This window comes from Agrobacterium sp. FDAARGOS_525, from assembly GCF_003938925.1.
GTDB classification, from domain to species: domain Bacteria; phylum Pseudomonadota; class Alphaproteobacteria; order Rhizobiales; family Rhizobiaceae; genus Agrobacterium; species Agrobacterium pusense.
This window is the reverse complement of sequence record NZ_RKIU01000003.1, coordinates 723,245-748,746: the sequence shown is the minus strand read 5'-3', so window position 1 is coordinate 748,746 and position 25,502 is coordinate 723,245. Positions and strand designations below refer to the sequence as shown.

The following is a 25,502-nucleotide window of genomic DNA, read 5'->3' as shown; positions in this document are numbered from 1 at the left end:
AGAACGGCGGTTTGGACGTCTGGTTAATGCCTATGGTTAACCATTTTTCTGCTTCATGCGCGAGGGTGCGCGTTGTCGTAGATTTCAAGCAATCTTGCCGTATCCACCCCGGTATAGACCTGTGTGGTGGAGAGGCTGGCATGGCCGAGCAGTTCCTGAATGGTGCGCAGATCCCCACCGCCGGCCAGAAGATGGGTGGCGAAGGAATGGCGCAACGCATGCGGGGTGGCGTTTTCCGGCAGGCCGAAAGCGCCGCGCAGCTTCTGCATTTCACGCTGGATGATGGCAGGCTGAAGCTTGCCGCCGCGTGCCCCGAGGAACATCGGTTCGTCCGCCGACATGGCATAGGGGCAGAGCTTTTTGTATGTATCGACCGCTTCCGTCACCACTGCGAGCAGCGGCACGATCCGCGTCTTGTTGCCCTTGCCGGTGATGCGCAGGCTGCGCGCGCCGGGTGGGAAATCGGCGGGAGTAAGACCCAGTGCCTCGGAAATGCGCAGGCCACAGCCGTAAAGCAGCGACAGGACCGCAGCGTTGCGGGCGGCAATCCAGGGTTCTTCGTTCAACTGTGCCTCGGCCGTGGTGATCTTCAGCGCCTGACGGTCGGTCAGCGGCTTCGGCAGCGATTTCGGCTGTTTTGGCGCGCGCATTGCGGTGGCGCCGGCCGCATTGACGAGTCCCTTTTTCTGAAGGTGGTGCAGTAGCGAGCGCAGGCCCGCCAGATGCCGCCCAAGCGACCGCGCGCCGGCGCCCTCCTTGCGTCTATTGGCCAGAAAGGCGCGAAGATCAACCGGGCGCAGATCGGCAATATCGCTTATGGAGGCTGGTTTGCCGATGTAGCCGGTCAGGAACGCCAGGAACTGACGCGTATCGCGCTCATAGGCCTCGACGGTGTTGTCGGAGAGGCGGCGCTCGCCTGCAAGCGCCGTCAGCCAGGCTTGGCGCTCGGCGAGCAGATCGGGTTCGGCAAATGTCAGGATTTCGGTCACGCGGCGCTCCATTCCACAATTCGAAACTATGCGCTTATGGTCAGCATTTAGTTAAGAGGTGGACTTTGCGTGGTGCGCCCACTACATCCGGGCGGTTTCCTTTTTCCTGTCGCCGGGGCATGGTCGCCACATCATGGCAAAAGATTCGTCCGATCTGTTTGGGGCTCTGTTCGACCCGCCGTCGCCCACGCGCACGGTGCCCGTTCTTGTGCCCATGCCGGCGCCCGGGCCCTATAGCTACGCTGTGCCTGAAGATATGGTGGTGGAAACTGGTTCCGTCGTTCAGGTGCCGCTTGGCCCCCGGCAGGTGTTCGGCGTGGTGTGGGACGAAACCGGAGAGAAAGCTGTCGATCCGAAGAAGTTGCGGCCCATTACCAAGAGTTTCGAGTGCCCGCCCATGAAGACGGAAATGCGCCGCTTCGTGGACTGGGTCGCCGCCTATACGCTTTCTCCGCCCGGCCTCGTGGCACGCATGGCGTTGCGTGCGCCCGCCGCTTTCGATCCCGAACCGATGATCGAGGGGCTGCGGCTGACCGAAGGTAGGCCGGAGCGCCTGACCCCCGCCCGCGAACGGGTGATGGAGCTGGCGGCCGAAGCGCACGGCTGGACGAAGAGCGGGCTTGCCCACGCTGCAGGTGTTTCGACAAGCGTCATCGACGGGCTTGTCAAACAGGGCGTGTTCGAGACGATATTCCTGCCCGCGCCGCCAGTGGTGCCCGAGCCTGACCCCGATTATGTCGAGCCGCGTCTGGAAGGCCCTCAGAGACAGGCGGCATCGGAGATTCTCGAGGATGTGCGCAAGGGTGGATTTCATGTTTCCCTGATCGATGGCGTGACCGGCTCCGGCAAGACCGAGGTCTATTTCGAGGCCGTGGCCGAGACGCTCAGGCAAGGCAAGCAGGTCCTCATCCTGCTGCCCGAAATCGCGTTGACGGCGGCGTTTCTGGAGCGTTTCCAGGATCGTTTCGGCGCCAAGCCGGCCGAATGGCATTCGGACCTGTCGCCGCGTATGCGCGAAAAGGTCTGGCGGCAGGCGGTGACCGGCGAGGTGAAGGTGGTGGCTGGGGCACGTTCGGCGCTTTTCCTGCCGTTCGACAATCTTGGTCTCATCATTGTCGATGAAGAGCACGACCCCGCTTACAAGCAGGAAGATCGCGTCTTCTATAATGCCCGCGACATGGCGGTGGTAAGAGCGCGGATAGCCGAATTCCCGGTCGTGCTGGTTTCGGCCACGCCTTCGGTGGAAAGCCAGGTCAACGGCAGCTCGGGGCGTTACAACACCATTCACCTGCATACGCGTTTCGGCGATGCGGCAATGCCCGATCTGCATCTTGTCGATATGCGCCGCCATCCGCCGGAAAGGGGAGGGTTTCTGTCACCCGTTCTGCTGCGCGGAATCGGCAAGACGATCGAGAAGGGCGAGCAGGCGCTGCTGTTCCTCAATCGACGCGGTTATGCGCCGCTGACGCTGTGCCGCGTCTGCGGCCATCGTTTTCAGTGCCCACAATGTTCCAGCTGGCTGGTGGAGCATCGTTTCCGCAATCAGTTGCAGTGCCATCAGTGCGGCCATAACGAGCCGACGCCCGACCATTGCCCGGAATGCGGCACCTTCGATCATCTCGTGGCCTGCGGGCCGGGGGTTGAGCGCATCGCCGAAGAGGTGGAGAAACATTTCCCCGATGCCCGCACCATCGTGCTCTCTTCCGATCTCATGGGCGTCAAGCGGTTGCGGTTGGAGCTGGAGGCGATCGTCAAAGGCGAGGCGGATATCGTCATCGGCACGCAACTCGTCGCCAAGGGGCATAACTTCCCGCTGATGACGCTCGTTGGCATCGTCGATGCCGATCTCGGCCTTGCCAATGGCGACCCGCGTGCGGCGGAGCGAACCTTCCAGCTGCTTTCGCAGGTGACGGGTCGCGCCGGACGGACGGGGCGCAAGAGTCATGGCCTGCTCCAGACCTATCAGCCGCAGCATCCGGTTATGCAGGCGATCGTCTCCGGTGACGCCTCGGCCTTTTACGAGAGGGAGATCGTGGAGCGCGAAAAGGCTGTCCTGCCGCCCTTCGGACGGCTTGCCTCGATCATCGTCTCAGCCGATACGCGCGCAGAGGCGGAGACACATGCGCGTGGATTGCGGGCTGCGGCCCCGCAGGTAACCGGCATCATGCTGCTTGGCCCGGCGGAAGCGCCGCTCGCGCTCATCCGCGGCCGCCATCGCTTCCGGTTGCTGGTGCACGGGCGACGCAACTCCGACATGCAATCGTTCCTGCGAACGCTTCTGGCAAATGGCCCTAAAGAGCGCGGCAGCGTGCATGTTCAGCTGGATATCGATCCGCAAAGTTTCCTTTGAACTTTAGCAAAGAAGGGCTTTTTCCTGCTGTCATGACCGTGTCATAAGGCCAGCGGGAAACAGAATGATTTGGGGAACGATATGGAGTTTTATTTTCCGACCGAGTTCGGCGAACAATTGGCCTTCGGCGCGGCGGTGGTATCAGCCATCATCGGGCTGTTTTTCATGTTCGCACCCGGCTTGACGCTTCGCGCTTTCGGTCTGCTGCCCGCCGGCGAACGCCGGGATGGCTATGCGCTGGTGCGCTCGTCGCTTGCCGGCTTTTATCTGGGCCTCGGCGCCGCCGCCCTGCTCCTCGCTCAGCCCATGGTCTATCTCGCCTTCGGTGCGGCATTCGGCCTCAGCGTGTTCGGCGGGATACTCTCCATCCTCTCGGATGGTGGCGCAAGCATGCGGAATCTCTTACTTCTGGTTGTGCACTTTCTGCTCGCCGCACTCTCGTTGAGCTACGTGTTCGGGCTGGTGTGAAGCCGGGTTTTTGCCTTTTGTGCCGCACAGGCACCGCATCCTGAGCGAAATCGGAAAATTTAACGCATTCCCCCTTGCCCAAACGGCGCTTTCCGCTATTACGCGTGTTGCGAGTCCCGGCATCCTATGCTAGACGGACCGCGAAATTGGGAAAAGGCAGGGGGGAATTCCGGTCTTTTTCGGGGAAATTGAAACGATTTCAAGAATTTGATGCGGTGGAGCCCCATCGCTGATGGTCTTGGACGATTAGCAGGGAAAAAGTGCCCGTGGCAGAGACCTCCCAGGGAACATCCGGTGTAGCGGAAAGGTATGCGTCGTCGCTTTTCGAGCTTGCTTTGGAAGCGGGTACGGTCGAAGCGGTTCAGGCCGAACTGGACAAGTTTGGCGCACTTCTCGATGAAAGTGACGATTTGAAGCGTCTGGTTGCGAGCCCGGTGTTCTCCGCCGAGGACCAGTTCAAGGCAATCACCGCTATTTGCGAAAAGGCCGGCATCACCGGTCTTGCCCTGAATTTCCTCAAGGTTGTTGCGAATAACCGCCGTCTCTTCGCCGTTCCCGGCATGATCCGCGCCTACCGCACCATTGCTGCCGCCCACCGCGGCGAAATTACCGCCGAGGTCACCTCGGCACATGCGCTCGACGAGGCGCAGGAAACTGAACTGAAGGCGGCGCTGAAGAGCGTTACCGGCAAGGATGTGGCGGTTTCCGTTGCCGTCGATCCCTCGATCCTCGGTGGTCTGATCGTCAAGGTCGGCTCCCGCCAGATCGATACGTCTCTTCGCACCAAACTTTCCACCCTTAAGCTTGCACTGAAAGAGGTTGGCTGATGGATATCCGCGCCGCGGAAATTTCCGCAATTCTGAAAGATCAAATCAAAAATTTCGGCAACGAGGCGGAAGTCTCGGAAGTCGGCCAGGTGCTTTCCGTCGGTGACGGTATTGCTCGCGTTTACGGTCTCGACAATGTTCAGGCTGGTGAAATGGTCGAGTTTCCGGGCGGCATCCGCGGTATGGCGCTCAACCTCGAAGCCGACAATGTCGGTGTGGTTATCTTCGGTTCCGACCGTGACATCAAGGAAGGCGACACCGTAAAGCGGACTGGCGCTATCGTTGACGTTCCCGTTGGTCCGGAACTGCTGGGCCGCGTCGTTGACGCGCTCGGTAATCCGATCGACGGCAAGGGCCCGATCAACGCCGCCAAGCGTTCGCGCGTTGACGTCAAGGCTCCCGGCATCATTCCGCGCAAGTCGGTTCACGAGCCGATGTCGACCGGCCTCAAGGCCATCGATGCGCTCATCCCGGTTGGTCGCGGCCAGCGCGAGCTTGTCATCGGCGACCGCCAGACCGGCAAGACCGCAATCATTCTCGACACGATCCTGAACCAGAAGGCCATTCACGACAATGGTCCTGACGGCGACAAGCTCTATTGCGTCTACGTCGCTATCGGTCAGAAGCGTTCGACCGTCGCCCAGTTCGTGAAGGTTCTGGAAGAGCGCGGCGCGCTGCAGTACTCGATCATCGTTGCTGCGACCGCTTCCGATCCGGCTCCGATGCAGTACCTGGCACCGTTTGCCGGTTGCGCCATGGGCGAATACTTCCGCGACAACGGCAAGCACGCCCTCATCGGTTACGACGACCTTTCCAAGCAGGCCGTTGCTTACCGTCAGATGTCGCTTCTGCTGCGCCGTCCTCCGGGCCGCGAAGCTTATCCGGGCGACGTTTTCTACCTCCACTCCCGTCTTCTCGAGCGCGCTGCAAAGCTCTCCGACGAAATGGGCGCCGGCTCGCTGACAGCTCTGCCTGTCATCGAAACCCAGGGTAACGACGTTTCGGCCTTTATTCCGACTAACGTGATCTCGATCACCGACGGCCAGATCTTCCTTGAAACCGACCTGTTCTATCAGGGTATCCGTCCGGCTGTTAACGTCGGTCTGTCGGTTTCGCGCGTTGGCTCTGCCGCCCAGATCAAGGCGATGAAGCAGGTTGCCGGCTCGATCAAGGGTGAACTCGCCCAGTATCGCGAAATGGCCGCCTTCGCCCAGTTCGGTTCGGACCTCGATGCCTCGACGCAGCGCCTGCTGAACCGCGGTGCACGCCTGACCGAACTTCTGAAGCAGCCGCAGTTCTCGCCGCTCAAGACGGAAGAACAGGTTGCGGTGATCTTCGCCGGCGTCAACGGTTACCTCGACAAGGTTCCGGTCGCACAGGTCGGCAAGTTCGAGCAGGGTCTGCTCTCCTACCTCCGGTCGGAAGGCAAGGCGATCCTCGACACCATCCGCACGGAAAAGGCTATCAGCGACGATACCAAGGGCAAGCTCAAGGGCGCTCTTGATAGTTTCGCCAAGTCTTTCTCTTAAATCAGGGCTCTTTTACTCGGACGGATAACGGATGCCTTCACTAAAGGATCTGAAAAACCGCATTGCCTCCGTAAAGGCGACGCAGAAGATTACCAAGGCGATGAAAATGGTCGCCGCGGCGAAGCTTCGGCGCGCCCAGGAAGCTGCGGAGGCCGCCCGGCCTTTTTCTCAGCGCATGAGCGCCGTTCTTGCCAACATCGCGAATGCGGTCGAGGCGGACGTTGCTCCGGCGCTGATGACCGGCACCGGCAAGAACGACGTGCATCTGCTCGTCGTCTGCACGGCTGAGCGTGGTCTTTGCGGCGGTTTCAACTCGCAAATCGCCCGTTTTGCCCGCGATCACGCCCGCAAGCTGATTTCGGAAGGCAAGACGGTCAAGATCATCACGGTCGGCAAGAAGGGTTACGACGCCCTGCGTCGCGAATTTGCAGCCAACATCATCGAGCGCATCGAGCTGCGCGACGTGAAGAAGGTTGGTTTCGAAAATGCCGACCAGATCGCCAAGAAGGTGATCTCGCTCTTCAACGCCGGTGAGTTCGATGTCTGCACGCTGATTTATTCGGAATTCAAGTCCGTCATCAGCCAGATCCCGACCGGCCTGCAGCTCATTCCGGCCGCAACGCCCGTTGTGGAAGAGGATGCCGCGACGCAGAGCGCCGTCTATGAATATGAGCCGGATGCGGCTTCTATTCTGGAAGACCTTATTCCGCGCAACATTTCGGTTCAGGTTTTCCGGGCTCTGCTCGAAAACGTTGCCGGTGAAATGGGCGCCAAGATGAGCGCGATGGATAACGCAACGCGCAATGCCGGTGAGATGATCAACAAGCTGACGCTGTCCTACAACCGTCAGCGTCAGGCTCAGATCACCAAGGAACTCATTGAAATCATTTCGGGCGCGGAAGCGCTCTGAGGTAAGGAAAGAGGGTAAGGATAATGGCTAAGGCAGCTACCCCCAAGAAAACCGCAGCGGTGAACGGCGCGGGCAAGGTTACCCAGGTTATCGGCGCTGTTGTCGACGTGGCGTTCGAAGGCGAACTGCCTCCGATCCTGAACGCGCTCGAAACCGAGAACAACGGCAACCGCCTGGTTCTGGAAGTCGCGCAGCACCTCGGTGAAAACGTCGTTCGCACGATCGCCATGGACTCGACCGAAGGTCTCGTTCGCGGTCAGAGCGTTTCGAACACCGGCGCTCCGATCTCCGTTCCGGTTGGTCCGGAAACGCTCGGCCGTATCATGAACGTCATCGGCGAGCCGGTTGACGAAGCTGGTCCGATCGTGACCGCTTCCAAGCGCGCCATCCATCAGGACGCTCCTGCTTACGTCGAACAGTCGACCGAAGCACAGATCCTCGTCACCGGCATCAAGGTCGTCGACCTTCTGGCTCCTTACGCCAAGGGTGGTAAGATCGGCCTGTTCGGCGGCGCCGGCGTTGGCAAGACCGTTCTCATCATGGAACTCATCAACAACGTTGCCAAGGCACACGGCGGTTACTCGGTATTCGCTGGCGTTGGTGAGCGTACCCGTGAAGGTAACGACCTCTACCACGAAATGATCGAATCGAACGTCAACAAGCTCGGTGGTGGCGAAGGCTCCAAGGCTGCGCTGGTTTACGGCCAGATGAACGAACCGCCGGGCGCCCGCGCTCGCGTCGCTCTGACCGGTCTGACGATCGCTGAAAACTTCCGTGACGAAGGCCAGGACGTTCTGTTCTTCGTGGACAACATCTTCCGCTTCACTCAGGCTGGTTCGGAAGTGTCGGCTCTGCTCGGCCGTATTCCTTCGGCCGTGGGTTATCAGCCGACGCTGGCAACCGACATGGGCCAGATGCAGGAACGCATCACCACCACGACCAAGGGTTCGATCACCTCGGTTCAGGCCATTTACGTCCCCGCCGACGACTTGACCGACCCGGCTCCTGCTACCTCGTTCGCCCACCTGGACGCCACGACGGTTCTGTCGCGCTCGATCGCTGAAAAGGGTATCTACCCGGCCGTTGACCCGCTCGACTCCACCTCGCGCATGCTCGACCCGATGATCGTCGGCGAAGAACACTATGAAGTGGCTCGTAAGGTTCAGTCGACCCTGCAGCGCTACAAGGCTCTTCAGGACATCATCGCCATCCTCGGCATGGACGAACTGTCGGAAGAAGACAAGCTGACGGTTGCCCGCGCCCGTAAGATCGAGCGCTTCCTGTCGCAGCCGTTCTTCGTTGCCGAAGTCTTCACCGGTTCGCCGGGCAAGCTCGTTGCGCTCGAAGACACGATCAAGGGCTTCAAGGGCCTGGTCAACGGTGAATATGACAGCCTGCCGGAAGCTGCCTTCTACATGGTCGGTTCGATGGAAGAAGCCATTGAAAAGGCCAAGAAGCTGGCTGCCGAAGCTGCCTGATCATGAATTGGCGGGCGCGTGGTTCAGCCGCGCGCCTTGCCGACAATGGTGGCGAAACCGATAAGGCTTTGTCAGCGTTGTAACAGACAAGTCCGTGACGCCCGCGTAATTGAAAAGAAGTGAATAGCCATGGCTGACAGTTTCAAATTCGATCTCGTTTCCCCGGAGCGTCTGCTCGTTTCCGAAACGGTTACGGAAGTCGTCATCCCGGCCACGCTGGGTGAAATGACCGTTCTTGCCAACCATGCGCCGACGATGACCACGATCAAGCCGGGTTTGGTAACGGTGAAGTTCGCTTCTGGTGAAACGCATAAATATGTTGTCTTCGGTGGCTTCGCCGATATTCTCCCGACGGGCTGCACGCTTCTTGCCGAATCCGCGGTTTCGGCCGATGACATGTCTCCCGACACGTTGCAGCGTCGCATCGATGCGGCCAAGGCCGAAATCGAAGAAGGCAATCATCACCACGAGCATCTGACGAAGCTTGAAAAGCACCTTTACGAACTGACGAACCTGCATGAGGTTCTCGTCGCTGCTTGAAAGCACCGGGCGGGTTCGAAAGAATGACTGCCCACAAAAAATCCGATCCAGAAAGCGGCCGTCTCGGTCGCTTTTTTTGTTTTGACCTGCTGCTTAACGGGTCAGCGGGTACGATTGCCTTCGTCGTCCTCAGCCTGCCCACATAAGCTTCAAAATCACGTTGACCGGGTTGCATCAATTATCGCCTACGGAACATGAGTCTAGCAAAGGTGCGCTTCAACGATTGCGTTTCAACCGGGCAGCCTCGGAAACCGATTCCGATTTTCAGAGCTTTCGGTTAGATGTGATATCCCGAAGAAATGCTGCTCGGGTGCGCAACACGAAGCAGATTTGGTGATGGAGGAGTGATCGGCGTGTCGGCAAAAGCGAGCTACAGAGGGGTCGCGAGAACCGCGTTGCGGTCAGGGACCCTGATCGAGGGCGATAGAGCGGTGCCCGAGGAAGTGCCGGTTGCTTTTTCCTATGGTGGCAGCACCCATGCCGTGATGATGGCCAGCCCCGCAGATCTTGTCGATTTTGCAGTCGGATTTAGTCTGACGGAAGGCATCATATCCACAGGGGCGGAAATCCGGTCAATCGAGGTGATCGAGGCGGGGCAGGGCTTCGACGTTCAGGTGGATTTGCAGGATGCCAATGCGGATGCGCTCAGGGCGAGACGGCGGCATATGGCAGGCCCTGTCGGCTGCGGTCTTTGTGGCATCGAGTCGATAGAGCAGGCGGTCCGAGTGGTCCCGGTCCTGAGCGGCTCTGAACTCTCCGTCTACGGGGATGATATTGTTGCTGCGATGAAAGCACTAAATGAAGCGCAAAGCCTTAATCGCCAAACGAGAGCGGTTCACGGCGCGGGTTTCTACAATCCTCAAAAGGGGCTGCTTGCTGTTCGTGAAGACGTCGGTCGCCATAATGCGCTCGACAAGCTTGCAGGTGCAGTTGTCAATGCAGGCCTGCCGCCGAATGCCGGCATTGTGGTTGTGACCAGCCGCCTGTCGGTAGAAATGGTCCAAAAGACCGCCATCCTTGGCAGTCCCATTCTGGCGGCGATTTCCGCACCCACCGCGCTCGCCATCGAAACCGCTGAAAGCTCGGGTATCACCCTTGTCGCACTCGTGCGGGGTGAAGATTTTGAGATCTTCACCAGGGCGGATCGTATCATTTTATGACGTAGAGGCCGCCGTTCCCGACGGCCTTCAGACTTCAAAGAGACCCTTAGAACTCCGCCCATTCGGCTGCTGCGTTTCCATGAGACCTTGGTAAAGCAGCATATCGCGGTTGCGGCACCGGCAGCCTGGTGAGGACGGCTGGTTTCTTGTCGACGGGGCGTGCGGGTGACGTGTCGTGCGCGATTCTGAACTGCCGCAGCAATTCATGCAGATTTTCCGCTTCTGTAGCGAGCCCGTGGCTGGCGGCGGTGGTTTCTTCTACCATCGCGGCGTTTTTCTGGGTGGCCTGATCCATAACGTTGACGGCCTGATTGATCTCCCTGAGACCGTTCGCCTGTTCGCGGGATGCTTCAACGATGGCCGAGACATTAGTGTCGATCTCGCCCATCTGCGACTGGATGTCCCGTAGGGCGTCGCCGGTTCTGCCCACCAGATCCACGCCGTTGGAGACCTGCTCGCGAGAGGTGTTGATGAGGGATTTGATCTCCTTGGCGGCAACGGCGGATCGCTGTGCGAGTTCCCGGACCTCCTGTGCGACGACGGCGAACCCCTTGCCCGCTTCCCCGGCGCGCGCTGCTTCAACGCCCGCATTGAGGGCCAAGAGATTAGTCTGGAAAGCGATGTCGTCTATAACGCCAATGATATTGGTGATCTCGCCTGAGGACCTCGAAATCGCATCCATGGCGGAAATTGCCTGCTGAACGATGTCGCCGGAATGCTCGGCATGTTCTCTTGTCCGCAGCACCAGTTTACCGGCCTCACCTGCGCGGTGGCTTGCATCGGTTACGGTGGTGGTGATCTCCTCCAGCGCCGCAGCGGTCTCCTCCAGCGAGGCGGCTTGCTGTTCGGTGCGTTGCGAGAGCTGATCGGCGGCGATGCGGATTTCGCCGGATCCGGATGCGATTGTCGAGGCATTATGCGCGATCGTCTGCATCGTGGCCTGCAGCTTGGCGACGACCTCGTTGAAATCTGCCCGCAGTTTTTCCATGCTGGGCACGAAGCTATTGTCGATGCGTTGTACAAGGTCGCCTTCGGCCAGCGCCCGCAGGGCATCTGCAAGCATGCGAATGGCGCTCATGCGCGGTGTGACGTCGGTGGCAAATTTCACCACCTTCACCACTTTACCGGTTTCATCGACAACCGGATTATAGGCGGCCTGGATCCATATTTCCTTGCCGTTCTTCCCGTAGCGGACAAACTCGTCCGAGATGAATTCGCCTGATGCCAGTCGTTGCCAGAAATCTGCATAGGCGGACGAGGCGGCATAGGCAGGATCACAGAACATGCGGTGGTGCCTGCCCTCGATTTCCTTGAGGTCATAGTTCACCGCAGCGCAGAAGTTTGGATTGGCGGTGATGATCGTACCGTCAGGAAAGAACTCAATGGTGGCTTGCGAGCGGGAGAGCGCCTCCAGTTTGCCCGCATCTTCCGCGGCCGCGATCTTTTTTGCGGTGATATCTGTTGCGATCTTGACCACTTTATAGGGCTTGCCCGAACGGAAAACCGGGTTGTAGGAGGCCTCGATCCAGATCACCGAGCCGTCCTTGCGGATACGGCGAAATTCCCTGGCCTGAAACTCGCCACGGGCGAGAGAGTCCCAGAATTCCTGATAGGCGCGAGACGCGGCAAGCTCGCTGTCGCAGAATATGCGGTGGTGCTTACCGACGATCTCGGTGAGGTCATAACCCAGTGCCGCGCAGAAATTCTTATTTGCGGTGAGGATATTACCTTTGAGATCGAATTCGATGACCGCCTGCGATCTTGATATCGCATCGAGCATATTTCTACTGTCTGCGCTTTTTCCTAACCCCAGCATTACAAGTCCCCCAAAGTCAGCCCACGGCGCGGCAAGCCGCAAAGAAGATGCGGTCCACGCCATATCACGTTGAACAACGAACAGGTTTTGCCGCCGAAGGCAGCAATGCAGGCACTTCTCTATGTTGGCCCTGGGTCAGGTATCGGCCCGCGTAATAGGCTTACCGGCGCGGTACTGATCTATGGCGTTAATATTAGATATCTATAATATTAAAATGTTCTTATTTAATAAAATGCTTGAAAGAAAAAACAAAACCGCCGGCAGGTGCTCCGGCGGTCTGGATTGTTCCTTATCATTCTTCAGCGAGGCCTGCGCAGACCTTGTCAGGCCGCGAGATCTTCCGCCTCAGTGCCCTTGAACATTTTCGCAAGGTTCAGGAAGCAGATCATGCCATGTTCGTTGGCGATGATCCCTTCGGAATAGGACTTGTCGAAGGAGGCTGAAATTTCGGGAACCGGCTGGACCTGGTTTGCCGGGATCGTCAGAATGTCTGAAACGCGATCCACCAGCATGCCGATGACCATGTTATGCACTTCGGCCACTACGATTGCGCTGCGCTCATTGGCAACGGTGCTTTTCATGCCGAGTTTGTGAGCCAGATCGATGATCGGGATAACAGAGCCGCGCAGGTTCATGACGCCGATGACGTCTTTCGGTGCGTGGGGAATGGGCGTCGAAGGCGCCCAGCCGCGGATTTCGCGAATGGTCGTCGTCTTCACGCAGAATTCCTGATCATGCAGGCGGAATGCGATGATTTCGAGCGTCTCACCGCCAAAATTGGTAGAGTTAATCATTGCCATCAGAATTCTTCCCAATGCTCGCTGTGGAGGCCGGCGCAAGTGCACCGACACTTGCAATGCGAATTTGGCGTTCTGCCTGGTGCCTGAACAGCCGGAAACAATATTTCCGTCTTCAATGGAAGATTCCTAGCATGAGATGGTTTCGCAAACCTAAATGCGAACCATCTCAATACTCTTTCTCGTAAAATATGCCTGCTGCGCCTTCGCCATCGCCGCCCGCTTCCCCGCGCAGCTTCACACCGCGTCCTACGTCGAGATTTATGATGGCTTTTGCGCCGGATTCGCCGCTTTGCTGCAGCTCCAGATAGGTTCTTTCGTTCAGGTATTTACCGGCGGAAACACGGGCCTGTCCTTCGGAATCGGTCGAAATATCAAGATCATCGACGCCGAGATTGCTTCTGAGCTTGTCGAACAGCGATGTGGAACGCCCGCCGGCCAGTTGAGCGGCGGCATCCGCCAACCGTGCGATCTGCAGCGCGGATAGTTTTGACATGGACTGGCCGAAGATCAGCTGTGCCATCACCTCATCCTGTGGCAGAGCGGGAGCCGAGGAGAACGCAAAGGTCGGATCGTTGGCAGTACCGGAAACAGATACGGTGATGGTCGTTGAACCAACCGTTGAGTCCGCCTTCATGTCGAGGACCGGAACGAGGCCGCCACCGAAACTGATATTTCCTGTCGTGAAATCAAGGCGGCGAGTGAGGATTTCAAGCCTGCCCCGACGCATTTCGAAGCCGCCGGAAATGACCGGAACCGCTGCGGTGCCACGGATCGTCAGATTGCCGGTCAGTTCTGCATCGATACCCCGACCGCGCACGAATATACCGCTCGGTGCATTGACCTGCAGATCGAGATTGATGGTGGACGAGCTGCCGCTTCCGCCCTGATCGGCTCCAAGCGCCTTGGCCTGCGCGCGCACCTTGGGTGGCGCGTTCTTGTGCTTGACGTCGATCTCCGTCAGCGAGGCCGGCAGCTTCTCCGGAATGGTGATGGCGCTTCTGTCCAGCGTCAGGTTGCCGCCCAGCACGGGGGAATTCAGCAACGGGCCTTTCAGCGTCAGCGTGCCGCTCACCACTGTCGTTACCAGCGTGCCGTCGTTGTAACCGGCGCGATTAAGCGTAATCGATATATCGGCAGGAAAACCCGAACCACCGGTTATGCCGACGCTGCCGGTTCCCGAGATCGTTCCACCGCCTGCCAGCCTGCCGGTCAATCGGGAGATGACGGCACGATCACGGTCGAAGGTGATGGTGGCGCCCAGATCGTTGATGGTGAGGTTTCGGCGCACGTCGGTCAGGCGCGTGCCATCAGTGGTGATGCTGCCGCTAATGACAGGTGCGGAAGCGCTGCCGGAAATCTTCACGTCGATGGCGGCGGTGCCATTCACATCAAGGCCCTGCGCTGCTGTTTGTGCCGCGACGGCTGAGAAAGGCAGTCTGCCGGAAAACGCCATCGAAAGCGGACGATTGCCGGCGATACCGAGCGAGCCGCCGCCTGAAAGCGCCATGCCGCCCTGACCGGAGACATTCGTGTCGATCTGAAGGGTACCACCGGAAAATTGACCGTTCGCCTTGATGCCGAGGGCGGCGAGACCCGCGGCGCGCGTCTGCGCGACCTCGGCATTTACCCAGTTGAGATTATAGTCGACCGCAGGGTTCGATGCCGCACCCTTGGCCTTCACCGTGCCGGAGATGCTGCCCGCCGCATCCAGTCCGGTGGCAAAGGCATTTGCGAGACTTGCGGGCAGCGAACGGATATCGGCATTGATATCAAGCGTCGACCCGGCGGTGCCGTTGACCTCGACACGTCCTTCGCCCGTGATGATGGTCAAATCGGAGATCCGGGCCGTACCGTTCTGGATGGCAATGGTGGTGGGTTTTTCAAGGCGCACGGCAATGCCCTTGGGCGCGGCGGAAAAGGCGTCGAGTCTTACCGTCATGGGCGATCCGCCCGTCTCGGCGCTGCCATTCACCACCAGCGGTGCGTTGTCGTAACGCGCGTTGACGTCGAACTGCGTCGTTGTGCCGGAATGACCGATTGTGGCTTTCAGGTCAGATATCGCAGCCGCGCCGGCATTGACGGTATCGGCGTTGACCTTGCCGTTGATGGCGATTGCCTGAAGGTCGTCTATTGAAATATCGGCCGCCAACCCTGAGATCGTTGTCGTGCCTTGACGGATGCTGCTGCCATTGGCTTTGATCGTCGCGGCGATCCGGCCATTGGCGTTGCTAAGGGCGATGTCGCCGGCAATATCGCCATCCGCCTGCTGCGCAGCGAGAGCGGCGAGTAGCGCAAGGTCGGGAAAGTTGAAGGAAAGATTGCCGGATGGCAGAAACTGCTGCGAGAATTGCAGTTGCCCGTTCAAGATATTCCGGCCTACCGCCACGCGCAGCTCGGGAATCGCAGTGCCGTTTTCGGTTTGCACCAATTCGGCGTTGGCATCGATCTTCTGTCGGTCAAGGCTGCCGCTGGCGGTAAGTTTCGCCTGAGGAGCGGCGGGATCGGCCTTGCCTGTCGCATTGACTTGCAATGATTCAAGCGTACGTCCGGCAAGGATTGCGCTCTCGGAAGTCAGGGTCACGTTGAAATCCGGCGCTGCCAGCGCGCCGGTGGCCTCGATCGCAAAATCGGCGACGCCCTTTGCCTGTGGCGTCAACTTTTCAAGAGCGAGAAATTTACCCGTCAGGCTGGCGCTCAATGCATCGTTTTCGAGACCGGCATTGCCTGTCGCCTCGATCGTTCCCGACTTGACGACGAGGTTTTCAACGCTGGTGCGTCCACCGATGGTCACGTCGACATCACCCTGGAGGGCGATGGTGGTGTCGAACTTTTCCGCGAGAGCCGGTGGAAGGGTGGCGGGCAGCGCGAAGAGCTGCACGCTGGAGGTGAGGCGGTTGCCGGTAAGGTCGAAACTGCCGTTCAGTGTTCCGCCAACGCTGGCGCTTTCAAGCGTCGCGCTGTCAAAGCCGATGGCGGATGGGCTCAGGCGTAGTGGTGCCTTGATGGTGAGCGGCGCACGCACCAGCCGATCAATATCCGGGCTGACAAAGGACGATTGCGCTACGGAGAGAGCGGTGGCGATTGTGCCGCTCCGGTCGGCGATATTGAGATCAGCGCTTTGCGCCGTCAGTTTGACGTCGTCCAGCCTGCCTTGCGGCAAAGAGAGGCTGCGCAGGGAAACGGTCGTGTCAAGATGTGCGGCGTCTGCCCCACCCTTTAACGAAAGATCAAGGCCGTTGATGAGGGCCTGCACCTCCCCATCGCTCAGCGGCCAGCGAAAATCGACGGGCCCGGCTGTGCCGATGAGGTTGGCGGCAAGGTCGTTCTGGCCGTTCGGATCAATGGTGCCGGAGGCCGTCAGCAGCAGGGTGCCGGTTTCCAGTGTACTGCTGCCGATTTCGATGCGCCCCTGTGGGGAAAGGGTGGCGTTTGCGTCGAGCTTTGTCTCACCGGCAAAAAGCTGCCGGAAGGCGGGCGGCAGAAGCAGATCGGGCTGGCCGCCACCCGCAACTTCGATGCGGCGGGTGCCATCCTCCGCGAGGAGGTGCCGACCGGTGACGTTGACAACAGGGTTACCAGCGACGTTGCCGCGCATGCTGCCGGTCCAGTTTGAAAGCGGTCCTTCGCCGTTAAGGTCGATGGCGACCGCAGGTGTGCCGGGCAGAGACAGCAGCGTGGCAAGAAGTCCGCCCTCAGGCTCCCGCATCTCCGCTTTCAGCTTCAGGACATTTTCGTTGGGAAGAAATGCGATGTCGGCGTTAACGGCCGCATCCGGGGCATTCAGCCGGTGGGCCGTGAGCGACAGTCTGATATCGTCGCTGGCGGCCTTGAGGTTGCCTTCGGCCGTCAGTTCAAAGGGGCGGCCGAGAAGGGGCTGGCCGAGACGAATATCGGGAAAGCTGAAATTGTCGATCGCTATTTCAATCGGCAGAGAGGAACTGCCGGAGCTTTTGCTCGTCGTTTCCTCCACCGGAACCGGTTGGCGCTGGACATCGATCGATCCCGCCGATACCCGGTCCGCATGGAAGGTGCCGGCAAGAAGCGAGAAGGGTGACCAGTCGACGGCGATCTGGTTCACGCGGGCATAAGGGCCCTGCCGATCCGAAAGAGTGACGTTGTCGAGCCTCAGATGCCCCGTCAAAAGCCCGCTGGGCGGAGAAATCTCGATTATCTGATCGGGTGTCGATACAAGCGATGAAATCTGCTTTGCGGCTATTCTCGCGCCCATCGGCGTAAAACCGACGAAAAAGGCTGCAAGCAACAGAAGTACCACGCCGCACAAGGCAGCGTAGCCCAGCCATTTCAGCAATCGAATCAACGTTTTCATAAAGGGTAATCTACACTCTGTTGCAAGGGTGTTCGACTGCGGCGTTTAAAAAGACTGACCGATGCCAGCATAAATGCCGAAACTGTTGCCGCCATCGTATTTGTCTAGCGGCGTGGCGACATCCAGACGCAGAGGCCCGAAGGGTGTCGCGTAACGCAGCCCGATACCGGCGCCAGCGCGAATGTCGGAAAAGTCCGGGGTCACGTCTTCCGAGACCACACCCGCATCGATAAAAGGTACGATACCGATCGTGTCGGTGACCTTGATGCGGGCTTCAATGGAGCCAACGACATAGGAGCGACCGCCGGTCGCGTCGCCTGCCGCATTATAAGGCGATATTTCCTGATAGCTATAGCCGCGCACCGACCCGCCGCCCCCGGCATAAAAGCGGCGGGTGGTGGGGATGTCCTGCAGGTCACTTCCGCCGACGAGCACGCCGCCCGACAGTTTTCCGGCCATGATCAGCCTGTCTTCGGCGCCCAGCCCCTTGTACCCGGTAATCGAACCTTCGAAAGAGGAGAAGAAGGTCCCGTTCAGGGCCTCATAGCTGGGCTTGGCGGCCACCGATGCACGAAAGCCTTCGGTCGGGTTGAGCTTGTCGTCGCGGGTATCGCGAACGAATTCCAGCGGAATGGACGTGGTAAGATATTCGTTCTTTCCGAAGGCGTCGTCTGTATCGGCCCACTGCACCTCCAGGCCCGCGGCAGCCGTGTCGGTATCGTTTAGTTCATAACTGAAACCGGCAGTCCCAGTCAGCGTCTTGGCTTCGTAGGTGTCCGGATGCTCGGTCTTGGCAATCAGGCTGGTCTTGAATGTCGTGCGGGGATTGAACATTCCGGGCTTCGTAAAGGTAATGCCCGCCGAATAGTCCATGCCTTCCACGCTCGATGCCTCTGCAATGCGCGAGACCGATCCCTCGATGCGCAGAGATTCGGCCTGGCCGAACAGGTTTCTGTGGCCCCAGTAGCCCTGAAGACCAATGCCTTCGGTGGTGGAATATTGTGCGCCGACGCCGAAATAGCGGTGCTTGCCTTCGGACACTTCGATGGTCAACGGAATGGTGCCGTCGCGGGCGAGCGTTCCTGCCTCCTTGATCGTCAGGCTGGAAAAAACACCGAGCTGGCGCAGGCGATCGGCGGCCTTGCGCAGTTTTTCCGGCGAATAGGGCTCGCCGCCATTGAGGCGCGAATAGCGGCGGATGAAATCCCCATCGACGGTTTTTTCACCGGTGACGGTGACCGTGCCGAGTGGGGCGACGGGGCCGCCTTCGGCCGCCATGGTGATGTCGACAGTGTTTGTCGCGTGGTTTGCAACGGCCTCGCGTTTCGTCAGCTTGGCAAGCGGGCGGCCTTCGGCCTTCAGATCATCGATCAGCTTGTTGCCGGCGCGGATGATCGCCAGGGAGCCCGCATCGCCGCCCGTCGTCAGGCCGTATTCCTCGAGATTGCGGCCTGTGACGTCGCCTTCGAGACGGATATTGCCGAGTGTGAATTTGGGACCGGGCGTAACGGTTATGACCACGGGAACGGGCGCGCTATGGTCGAAAACCGGGTTGGGCGGCAGGTCGTCGACATTCCTCCCGGCCACGGTGACATTGACAATACCGCCATAGCGGGCGTTTTCATAAAGCGCTGCAATCAGCCTGTCCCTGTCGTCCCTTGCCTTTATCAGGAGTCCGAGATCGCCTGAGGCAGGCTTGTCTTTGTCGGCCAAAAGAAGGGAACTGTTTTCGAGGCTGTCCGTCAGGGATTTGTCGGCGTCGGGAGCGTTGAGCGTGACGGCATATTTGACGGGGTTGATAACCTCGACCTCCGGTTCTTCCGAACCCCACAGGCGCATGCCGAACAGTTTAAAGGCGAAGGCATCACGCGCAAAAGCCGGATACAGGGCGAACGTCACAGCAACCGCAAGCGCGGTGCCAGCTTTCCGATACGCAATACCTGTCTTCGGGTTAGTTCGTGTTCTTCGCATAAGCTGCTTTATGGTTGAGCCTTTATTGTCGCCCTAACCCGTTTCCTCTCCGTTAACATTGCAATTTAATCATAAATAAACGGCTTTGAGGACCCTCGGCACATGTTTTGCAGCCCATAACGCAAAAAGCCCCGGATGACCGGGGCTTCTGTGCAACGGTATTTCGCGAAGCGATTAGCGGCAACGTGCCGTGTAACGCTGGCCGTACTGGTCGCGGTAATAGCAATAGCCCGGCTCGGAAGCGTTGCCAATCAAAGCACCACCGACGCCACCGATCGCTGCGCCAACAGCTGCGCCACGAACGTTGCCAGTGACCGCGCCACCGATAACGGCGCCGGAAACGGCACCAATCGAAGCACCCTTTTCAGTCTGCGTGCAGCTTGCAAGCGACAGGCCGACCAGCGCAAATATGATTGCCTTTTTCATGAAACTCTCTCCAACGTTACAATGAGCTCTTTGGCTCGGTAGGCGTCCCATATTTATCTGCGGCGACTGCTACCTCCGACCGCCACAGATAACTAACAATTCGATGTCGTTTAGGGAAGCCTCCACTTAAGTATTCCTCCGAGCGTAAATCGATTGTGCCCCAAACAACGGCGCGGCGCAAAAAAGGTTCCAAAAATCCGCTTTTTTGATGTGAATCAATTTTGCGCTTTTCATGAGCGGCTATAAACGGTTTATTGGAATGGTTCAAAACAACGGCGAATTGACGCAGTGGCGGCTAAAATAGCCCGGAAGGGTTGACGGTCCCGGCAACGAGGCAGAGAACGAGCTGGTCAATTCTGGAGCATGGCATGGACTTCGAGGCATTTTTCACGACGGAACTGCAAAGCCTGCATTCTGAGGGACGCTATCGCGTTTTTGCGGATATCGAACGCCAGCAGGGCAATTTCCCCCGCGCGACCCGGTATAACGCCAATGGTGAACGCAAGGACGTTACTGTCTGGTGTTCCAACGACTATCTCGGCATGGGCCAGAACCCGAAGGTTGTCGAAGCCATGAAAGCCGCCATTGATCACTGTGGCGCGGGTGCGGGAGGCACCCGGAATATTTCTGGCACCAACCACTATCACGTCCTGCTCGAGCGCGAACTTGCTGACCTCCATGGCAAGGAATCGGCGCTGATCTTCACCTCAGGCTATGTGTCCAACTGGGCTACCCTCGGCACGCTCGGCGAGAAGATACCTGGCCTGATCATCTTTTCGGACGCGCTCAACCATGCCTCAATGATCGAGGGCATCCGTTATGGCCGTTGTGAGCGGGTGATCTGGAAGCACAATGATCTCGAGGACCTCGAGGCCAAGCTCCAGGCCGCTGATCCGAACGCGCCGAAGCTCATCGCTTTCGAATCCGTTTATTCCATGGACGGCGATATCGCGCCGATCAGGGACATCTGCGATCTTGCCGATCGTTATGGCGCCATGACCTATCTCGATGAAGTCCACGCTGTGGGCATGTACGGCCCGCGCGGCGGCGGCATTGCCGAGCGCGAAGGCCTGATGGATCGCCTGACGATCATCGAGGGAACGCTCGGCAAGGCCTTCGGCGTCATGGGCGGTTACATTACCGGCTCCACCGCGGTCTGCGATTTCATCCGCTCCTTCGCTTCTGGCTTCATCTTCACCACGGCATTGCCGCCGTCGCTCGCCGCCGGGGCGATTGCTTCGATCCAGCATCTGAAGGCAAGCCCTTTCGAGCGGGCCCGTCATCAGGACCGCGTGCGGAAGCTGCGTGGACTTCTCGATGCGCGCGGCATTCCGCATATGGATAATCCAAGCCACATCGTGCCGGTCATGGTGGGCGATGCTGCCAAGTGCAAATGGATATCTGATATCCTGCTCGACAGTCACGGCGTCTATGTGCAGCCGATCAATTATCCGACGGTGCCGCGTAAGACCGAGCGTCTGCGCATCACCCCGACCCCGCTGCATAGCGACGCGGACATCGAGCATCTGGTCGGCGCGCTGCATCAACTCTGGTCGCATTGTGCGCTGGCGCGTGCGGTGGCGTAAGGAAACTCTTCGGATAGGGAAATCGGGCCGCGTTTACGCGGCCTTTTCTTTGGTGGAGATGAGTTCGCCGGCATGGCGGCGAGCTTCCTCATCTGCCGCGAATACATCTTCGATCGTGCCAGCGCTGCGGCCGTCATCCATCCGGTCCATGACCGTTTCCACGATGTCCGCCATATCGAGGAAACCGATGGCGCCGTCGACGAAGGCGTGAAAGGCGGTCTCCTCGGCGGCGTTCAGGGCGGCACCCTGTAAGCCACCGCGCTCCAGCGCGGTTCGCGCCAGCCGAAGTGCCGGGAACCGTGCCTCATCCGGCGCCTCAAAATCGAGCCTCGCCAGTTTTGCGAAATCCAGCCGTTCGACGTTCAGCTGTCCGCGCTCAGGATAGGTAAGGGCGTAAGAAATGGCGGTGCGCATATCGGGAGATCCGATCTGCGCGATATAAGAGCCGTCGCTGTAGCCAACCATCGAATGCACGATCGACTGCGGATGGACTATTACCTCAACCTGATCGGGCCTGAGATCGAAGAGATATTTCGCCTCGATCATCTCCAGTCCCTTGTTGAACATGGAGGCGCTGCCGATGGAAACCTTCAACCCCATTGACCAGTTGGGATGGGCGCGGGCGACGTCCGCCGTGACATTGGCCATTTCTTCGCGCGACCATGTGCGGAACGGGCCGCCGGAAGCCGTCAGGATGATGCGTTCCACAGCCTCTCTGTGATCGCCCGTGAGGCACTGGAAGATTGCGCTGTGCTCGCTGTCGACCGGGATCAGCCTGCCGCCACCCTGCTTGACCGTGCGTATAAAAACATCGCCCGCCGAAACGAGGCACTCCTTGTTGGCGAGGGCGATATCTGCGCCACGCCTGGCCGCAGTCACCGTGGGGGCCAGACCGGGGGTTCCGGCAATGGCCGCCATCACCCAGCCGGCATCCATCGAAGCCGCCTCTTCAAGACCGGATTTGCCTGCCGCGGTCTTTATGCCCGTTCCTGCGAGAGCGGACTTGAGGTCTTCGTATTTGTCGTCCTCGGCGGTGACGGCAAGCTCCGCGCCGAATTGTCGCGCCTGCTCCGCCAGAAGGGCGATATTCCCGGCGCCGGTCAAAGCCACGATCTCGAATTGGCCCCTGCCGCCCAGTTGACGGACCACATCCAGCGTATTGGAGCCGATCGAACCCGTCGAACCCAAGATCGTCAGCTTGCGGGGCATTTCACTGGCATTCGTCATTTTCAGTCCGTCGGTCCGTTGCTGGTCGCAATTCTTCGGGCGTGCCGTTCTCCCGAAGGTACTGCACGTTTTCGGGCTATATGCTTTAGCCTCTACCCGCGAAAACAAGCCATAACAAGGACAAAGCCAGCCTATTGTTTTTGCGGATGGCAAAGCCATATGCAAGAAAAACGATGAGAGGATATTGATGCGGCGTTTTCTCGTTTCCAGCGGATGGATTTTTGCGGCGAGCCTTGTGCTGGTTGCGGCCTTTATCCCTTTTGATCCGCGCCTCTCGGAAAGCGCGCAGGCGTTGCCCGGTGCAGTGGTATCCTTTAATCGTGCGATTACCGATTTCGGAACTTTCCGCTGGATGCTTTATTCCGCCGGCGCGCTGGCCATTCTTGCCTATGTCGCGGCGCGGGTTGTCAGCGCGCAGACCTATCATGGCCGGTTGCGGACAGCGTGGCGGCTTCTCTCCTATTTCTTTCTGACAATCGGGACCGCGAGCATTCTCGTTCATACGCTAAAGTTCCTGATCGGCCGGGCGCGACCGGAGCTCCTTCTGGAAATGGGGGCGTATAGCCTCACACCCTTCACCGGAGACAATCTTTATGAAAGCTTTCCCTCCGGCCATTCCACGGCTGCCGGGGCGTTTTTCGGTGTCTTTGCCATGCTTATGCCGCGCTTTCGCTGGGCGTTTCTTCTGCTTGCCCTTGTGATCGGCGTCTCACGTGTCATTGTCGGCGCGCATTATCCGAGCGATGTGGCGGCCGGGCTGCTGCTCGGCATGTGGACGGCCATGGCCTTCGCCTTTATCTTCGCCAGGTTCGACATGTTGTTCCGGTTCGACGCACAGGGGTGGCCGCAACCGAAAAACGTGGCCTTACCTGCGCAAAAGACTTGATGGTGGTGGGGGATCGTATGGTTGCCGGGAGCCTTGACGCCGAAATGCCAGAGCGGAAGCGGATCATCACAAGGGTTGCCATTGCCGGAGCTGGCCCTGCCGGGCTCATGCTCGGGCTCCTCCTTGCGAGAGCAGGTATCGATGTCACCATCGTTGAAAAGCATGGCGATTTCCTGCGCGATTTTCGGGGCGATACCATTCATCCTTCCACTCTCGATATTGTCGAGCAGCTAGGCTTCATTCGGGAGTTTCTGGCGCTGCCGCATACGAGAGCGCAGAAACTTCATGCCGAGATTGCGGGTCAGACGGTCACCATCGCCGATTTTTCCCGGCTGCCTGCGAGAAACCGTTTCATCGCCTTCATGCCGCAATGGGATTTCCTAAGCTTTATTGCCGGCAAGGCAGGGCAATATGAGAATTTCACGCTGCTCATGAATGCAGGTGTCTCCGGTCTGCGCGAGCGCGATGGCGTTGTTGCGGGTCTCGTGGTGGATACGCCCGACGGGCCGCTGGAGATCGATGCCGAGCTCGTGATCGGGGCGGATGGCCGCAATTCAATCGTGCGGGACAAGGCAGGTCTGTTGGTGGAAAGCTTCGGGCAGCCGACGGAGGTTCTCTGGATGAAACTATCCAGGCAGCCGGGCGATCCGGCGGAAACCATGGGGCATGCCGGCCCCCAGCAGGGTTTCGTCCTGATAGATCGCGGCGATTATTGGCAGTGCGGTTTTGTGGTCCGCCGCGGAACCTTCGCCGAGATGAAGGTTCAGGGTATCGCAGCGTTCCGCGATGCGGTGGCGAAAGTGTGCCCGCTGCCGCAGGAACGGCTTCTCGAACTTCAGACCTTTGAGGATGTGCATCTGCTGACGGTCAGGATCGACCGGCTGAAGCGGTGGTGGAAGCCTGGCCTCATCTGCATCGGTGACGCGGCTCACGCCATGTCGCCCATTGGCGGCGTCGGTGTCAATCTTGCTATTCAGGATGCCGTTGCCGCCGCAAATATTCTCATTCCCGTTCTTGCGCGGGGCGAAAAGCCAGGCGAGCGGGAATTGATGGCCATCGAAGCGCGGCGCTCATTTCCGACAAAGGCGACACAAAAGCTGCAATTGATGATGCGCAGCAGCCGGAAGAAGGATCAGGGCAATAGCCGCAAGGCGAAAGGGCCCCCCGCTTTCGTGCGCATGATTGCCCGCGTTCCGCTTCTCGCCCATCTCGCCGGCCGTTTGATCGGCCTCGGTTTCCGACGGGAGAAGTTGACCCGTTGATCCTTCGGTGGCGTGCAAGCGTCCGCTCAGGCCTCTTCGATCACCCGTGCATGTTTAAGCCCGAGAACGGCCGAGCCGATCAGTCCCGGTTCAATCCTGCAGATGGCAGGCACGACCAGCGGCCGGGCGAAGCGACGGAGAATTCGGGCTCTGACCGCTTCATCCAGTGTGGCAAGCAGTTCCCTGGAGTTTGACAGGCCGCCGCCGACCGGCACGATGGTTGCGCCGGTGACGTTTATCACCATCGCCAGCGGCGAAGCGAGAATATCGACAAGGATATCGATGGTTCTTGCGGCGTCCGGGTTGCCGCCCAACCAGGCTGCGATGATCTCCTCGCTGGTCATGTCCTGCCGGTGGAGATGCATATGAAGCTTTTCCATGCCGCGGGCGCTGCCAATGGCATCGACACAACCCGTGAGGCCACAGCCGCATTCGAACCGAGGCAACTCGACCGGCGGGTTGCCGGCCCGCGTTGCAGCCACGGGTCCGTGGCCCCATTCGCCGGCGAAGCCACCCTCGCTGTTGATGAGCCGGCCGTCGATCACCAGACCTCCGCCGACACCGGTTCCGAGGATGACGCCAAAAACCACGCGATGGCCCCGCCCGGAACCGATCTCCGATTCAGCCATCACGAAACAGTCGGCATCGTTGGAGACGATGACAGGAAGGCCCAGCGCCTGTTCCAGTTCGTCCTTCAGCGCGCGGCCATGAATACTTGGAATATTGGCGACAGTGGCCCTGCCCGTGTCGGCATCGATGACGCCGGCAATCGACAGCGACACGCAGGCAGGTGTGCCGCCACTGTTGTCGATGACGGATTTCAGGCCGGCAGCAAAGTCTTCAAAGCTGGTCTTTGGCGTCGGGATGCGCGGCACGGGGCGAATATCGTCAGGAGCGTAAGCAATCGCGCCCTTGATGGTCGTTCCGCCTATATCGAAACAAACGATCAT

General features: G+C 59.3%; 19 protein-coding genes. 11 read left to right on the top strand and 8 right to left on the bottom strand.

Annotated features, from left to right (window positions below; translation table 11 throughout):
* Positions 1-53: 53 nt before the first annotated feature.
* Positions 54-1,001, bottom strand: coding sequence for a tyrosine recombinase XerC (locus EGT36_RS04850; RefSeq protein ID WP_081950522.1), 948 nt, complete (start codon positions 999-1,001; stop codon positions 54-56).
* 121 nt (positions 1,002-1,122) lie between these two features.
* Between EGT36_RS04850 and EGT36_RS04845 the strand changes: the two genes are divergently transcribed.
* The 8 genes from EGT36_RS04845 (at position 1,123) to fdhD (ending at position 10,251) form a co-directional block, all read left to right on the top strand.
* Complete coding sequence (locus EGT36_RS04845; protein ID WP_037090323.1) at positions 1,123-3,339, top strand: primosomal protein N'; 2,217 nt, start codon at positions 1,123-1,125, stop codon at positions 3,337-3,339.
* An 81-nt stretch (positions 3,340-3,420) separates the two neighbouring features.
* A complete protein-coding gene (locus EGT36_RS04840; RefSeq protein WP_035210277.1) occupies positions 3,421-3,807 on the top strand; it encodes an AGROH133_08824 family phage infection protein in 387 nt (128 codons plus the stop codon).
* Positions 3,808-4,067: 260 nt separating this feature from the next.
* Positions 4,068-4,634, top strand: a complete 567-nt coding sequence (locus tag EGT36_RS04835) for a F0F1 ATP synthase subunit delta (protein WP_172965624.1) — start codon at positions 4,068-4,070, stop codon at positions 4,632-4,634.
* Positions 4,634-6,163 (top strand): F0F1 ATP synthase subunit alpha, encoded by a 1,530-nt coding sequence (atpA, locus tag EGT36_RS04830; RefSeq protein ID WP_004443771.1) that lies wholly within the window; start codon positions 4,634-4,636, stop codon positions 6,161-6,163. The genes EGT36_RS04835 and atpA overlap by 1 nt, the downstream gene beginning before the upstream one ends.
* Positions 6,164-6,194: 31 nt before the next feature.
* Complete coding sequence (locus tag EGT36_RS04825) at positions 6,195-7,073, top strand: F0F1 ATP synthase subunit gamma (protein ID WP_125270108.1); 879 nt, start codon at positions 6,195-6,197, stop codon at positions 7,071-7,073.
* A 23-nt stretch (positions 7,074-7,096) separates the two neighbouring features.
* Positions 7,097-8,551: a F0F1 ATP synthase subunit beta gene (atpD, locus tag EGT36_RS04820; RefSeq protein ID WP_004443768.1), complete on the top strand. Its 1,455-nt coding sequence runs from the start codon at positions 7,097-7,099 to the stop codon at positions 8,549-8,551.
* Between the two features lie 129 nt (positions 8,552-8,680).
* Positions 8,681-9,091, top strand: a complete 411-nt coding sequence (locus tag EGT36_RS04815) for a F0F1 ATP synthase subunit epsilon (protein WP_004443766.1) — start codon at positions 8,681-8,683, stop codon at positions 9,089-9,091.
* Between the two features lie 344 nt (positions 9,092-9,435).
* Positions 9,436-10,251, top strand: a complete 816-nt coding sequence (gene fdhD / locus EGT36_RS04810; protein ID WP_081950524.1) for a formate dehydrogenase accessory sulfurtransferase FdhD — start codon at positions 9,436-9,438, stop codon at positions 10,249-10,251.
* Between the two features lie 46 nt (positions 10,252-10,297).
* On the opposite strand, the gene EGT36_RS04805 is transcribed toward fdhD, so the two are convergent.
* From EGT36_RS04805 to EGT36_RS04785, 5 genes are all read right to left on the bottom strand, one after another.
* Positions 10,298-12,067: a methyl-accepting chemotaxis protein gene (locus tag EGT36_RS04805; RefSeq protein WP_037090234.1), complete on the bottom strand. Its 1,770-nt coding sequence runs from the start codon at positions 12,065-12,067 to the stop codon at positions 10,298-10,300.
* A 323-nt stretch (positions 12,068-12,390) separates the two neighbouring features.
* Positions 12,391-12,867, bottom strand: coding sequence for a chemotaxis protein CheW (locus tag EGT36_RS04800; RefSeq protein ID WP_003504949.1), 477 nt, complete (start codon positions 12,865-12,867; stop codon positions 12,391-12,393).
* 166 nt (positions 12,868-13,033) lie between these two features.
* Positions 13,034-17,194 carry a translocation/assembly module TamB domain-containing protein gene (locus EGT36_RS04795; RefSeq protein WP_037090236.1) on the bottom strand — a complete coding sequence of 1,387 codons (4,161 nt, stop codon included), beginning with the start codon at positions 17,192-17,194 and terminating at the stop codon, positions 13,034-13,036.
* Between the two features lie 45 nt (positions 17,195-17,239).
* Positions 17,240-19,165 (bottom strand): autotransporter assembly complex protein TamA, encoded by a 1,926-nt coding sequence (locus EGT36_RS04790; RefSeq protein ID WP_052114193.1) that lies wholly within the window; start codon positions 19,163-19,165, stop codon positions 17,240-17,242.
* 174 nt (positions 19,166-19,339) lie between these two features.
* A complete protein-coding gene (locus tag EGT36_RS04785) occupies positions 19,340-19,591 on the bottom strand; it encodes a YMGG-like glycine zipper-containing protein (RefSeq protein ID WP_004443753.1) in 252 nt (83 codons plus the stop codon).
* Positions 19,592-19,959: 368 nt separating this feature from the next.
* Between EGT36_RS04785 and hemA the strand changes: the two genes are divergently transcribed.
* Entirely contained in the window at positions 19,960-21,177 is a 1,218-nt protein-coding gene (gene hemA / locus EGT36_RS04780) for a 5-aminolevulinate synthase (RefSeq protein ID WP_125270107.1), read from the top strand.
* Positions 21,178-21,210: 33 nt separating this feature from the next.
* On the opposite strand, the gene dxr is transcribed toward hemA, so the two are convergent.
* Positions 21,211-22,404 carry a 1-deoxy-D-xylulose-5-phosphate reductoisomerase gene (dxr, locus tag EGT36_RS04775; protein WP_037090241.1) on the bottom strand — a complete coding sequence of 398 codons (1,194 nt, stop codon included), beginning with the start codon at positions 22,402-22,404 and terminating at the stop codon, positions 21,211-21,213.
* A 187-nt stretch (positions 22,405-22,591) separates the two neighbouring features.
* On the opposite strand from dxr, the gene EGT36_RS04770 reads away from it, so the two are divergent.
* Complete coding sequence (locus EGT36_RS04770) at positions 22,592-23,290, top strand: phosphatase PAP2 family protein (RefSeq protein ID WP_125270106.1); 699 nt, start codon at positions 22,592-22,594, stop codon at positions 23,288-23,290.
* 44 nt (positions 23,291-23,334) lie between these two features.
* Complete coding sequence (locus EGT36_RS04765) at positions 23,335-24,552, top strand: FAD-dependent oxidoreductase (protein WP_234882065.1); 1,218 nt, start codon at positions 23,335-23,337, stop codon at positions 24,550-24,552.
* A 26-nt stretch (positions 24,553-24,578) separates the two neighbouring features.
* Here the strand turns inward: EGT36_RS04765 and EGT36_RS04760 are convergent, their stop codons facing one another.
* Positions 24,579-25,502: an ROK family protein gene (locus EGT36_RS04760; protein ID WP_006698215.1), complete on the bottom strand. Its 924-nt coding sequence runs from the start codon at positions 25,500-25,502 to the stop codon at positions 24,579-24,581.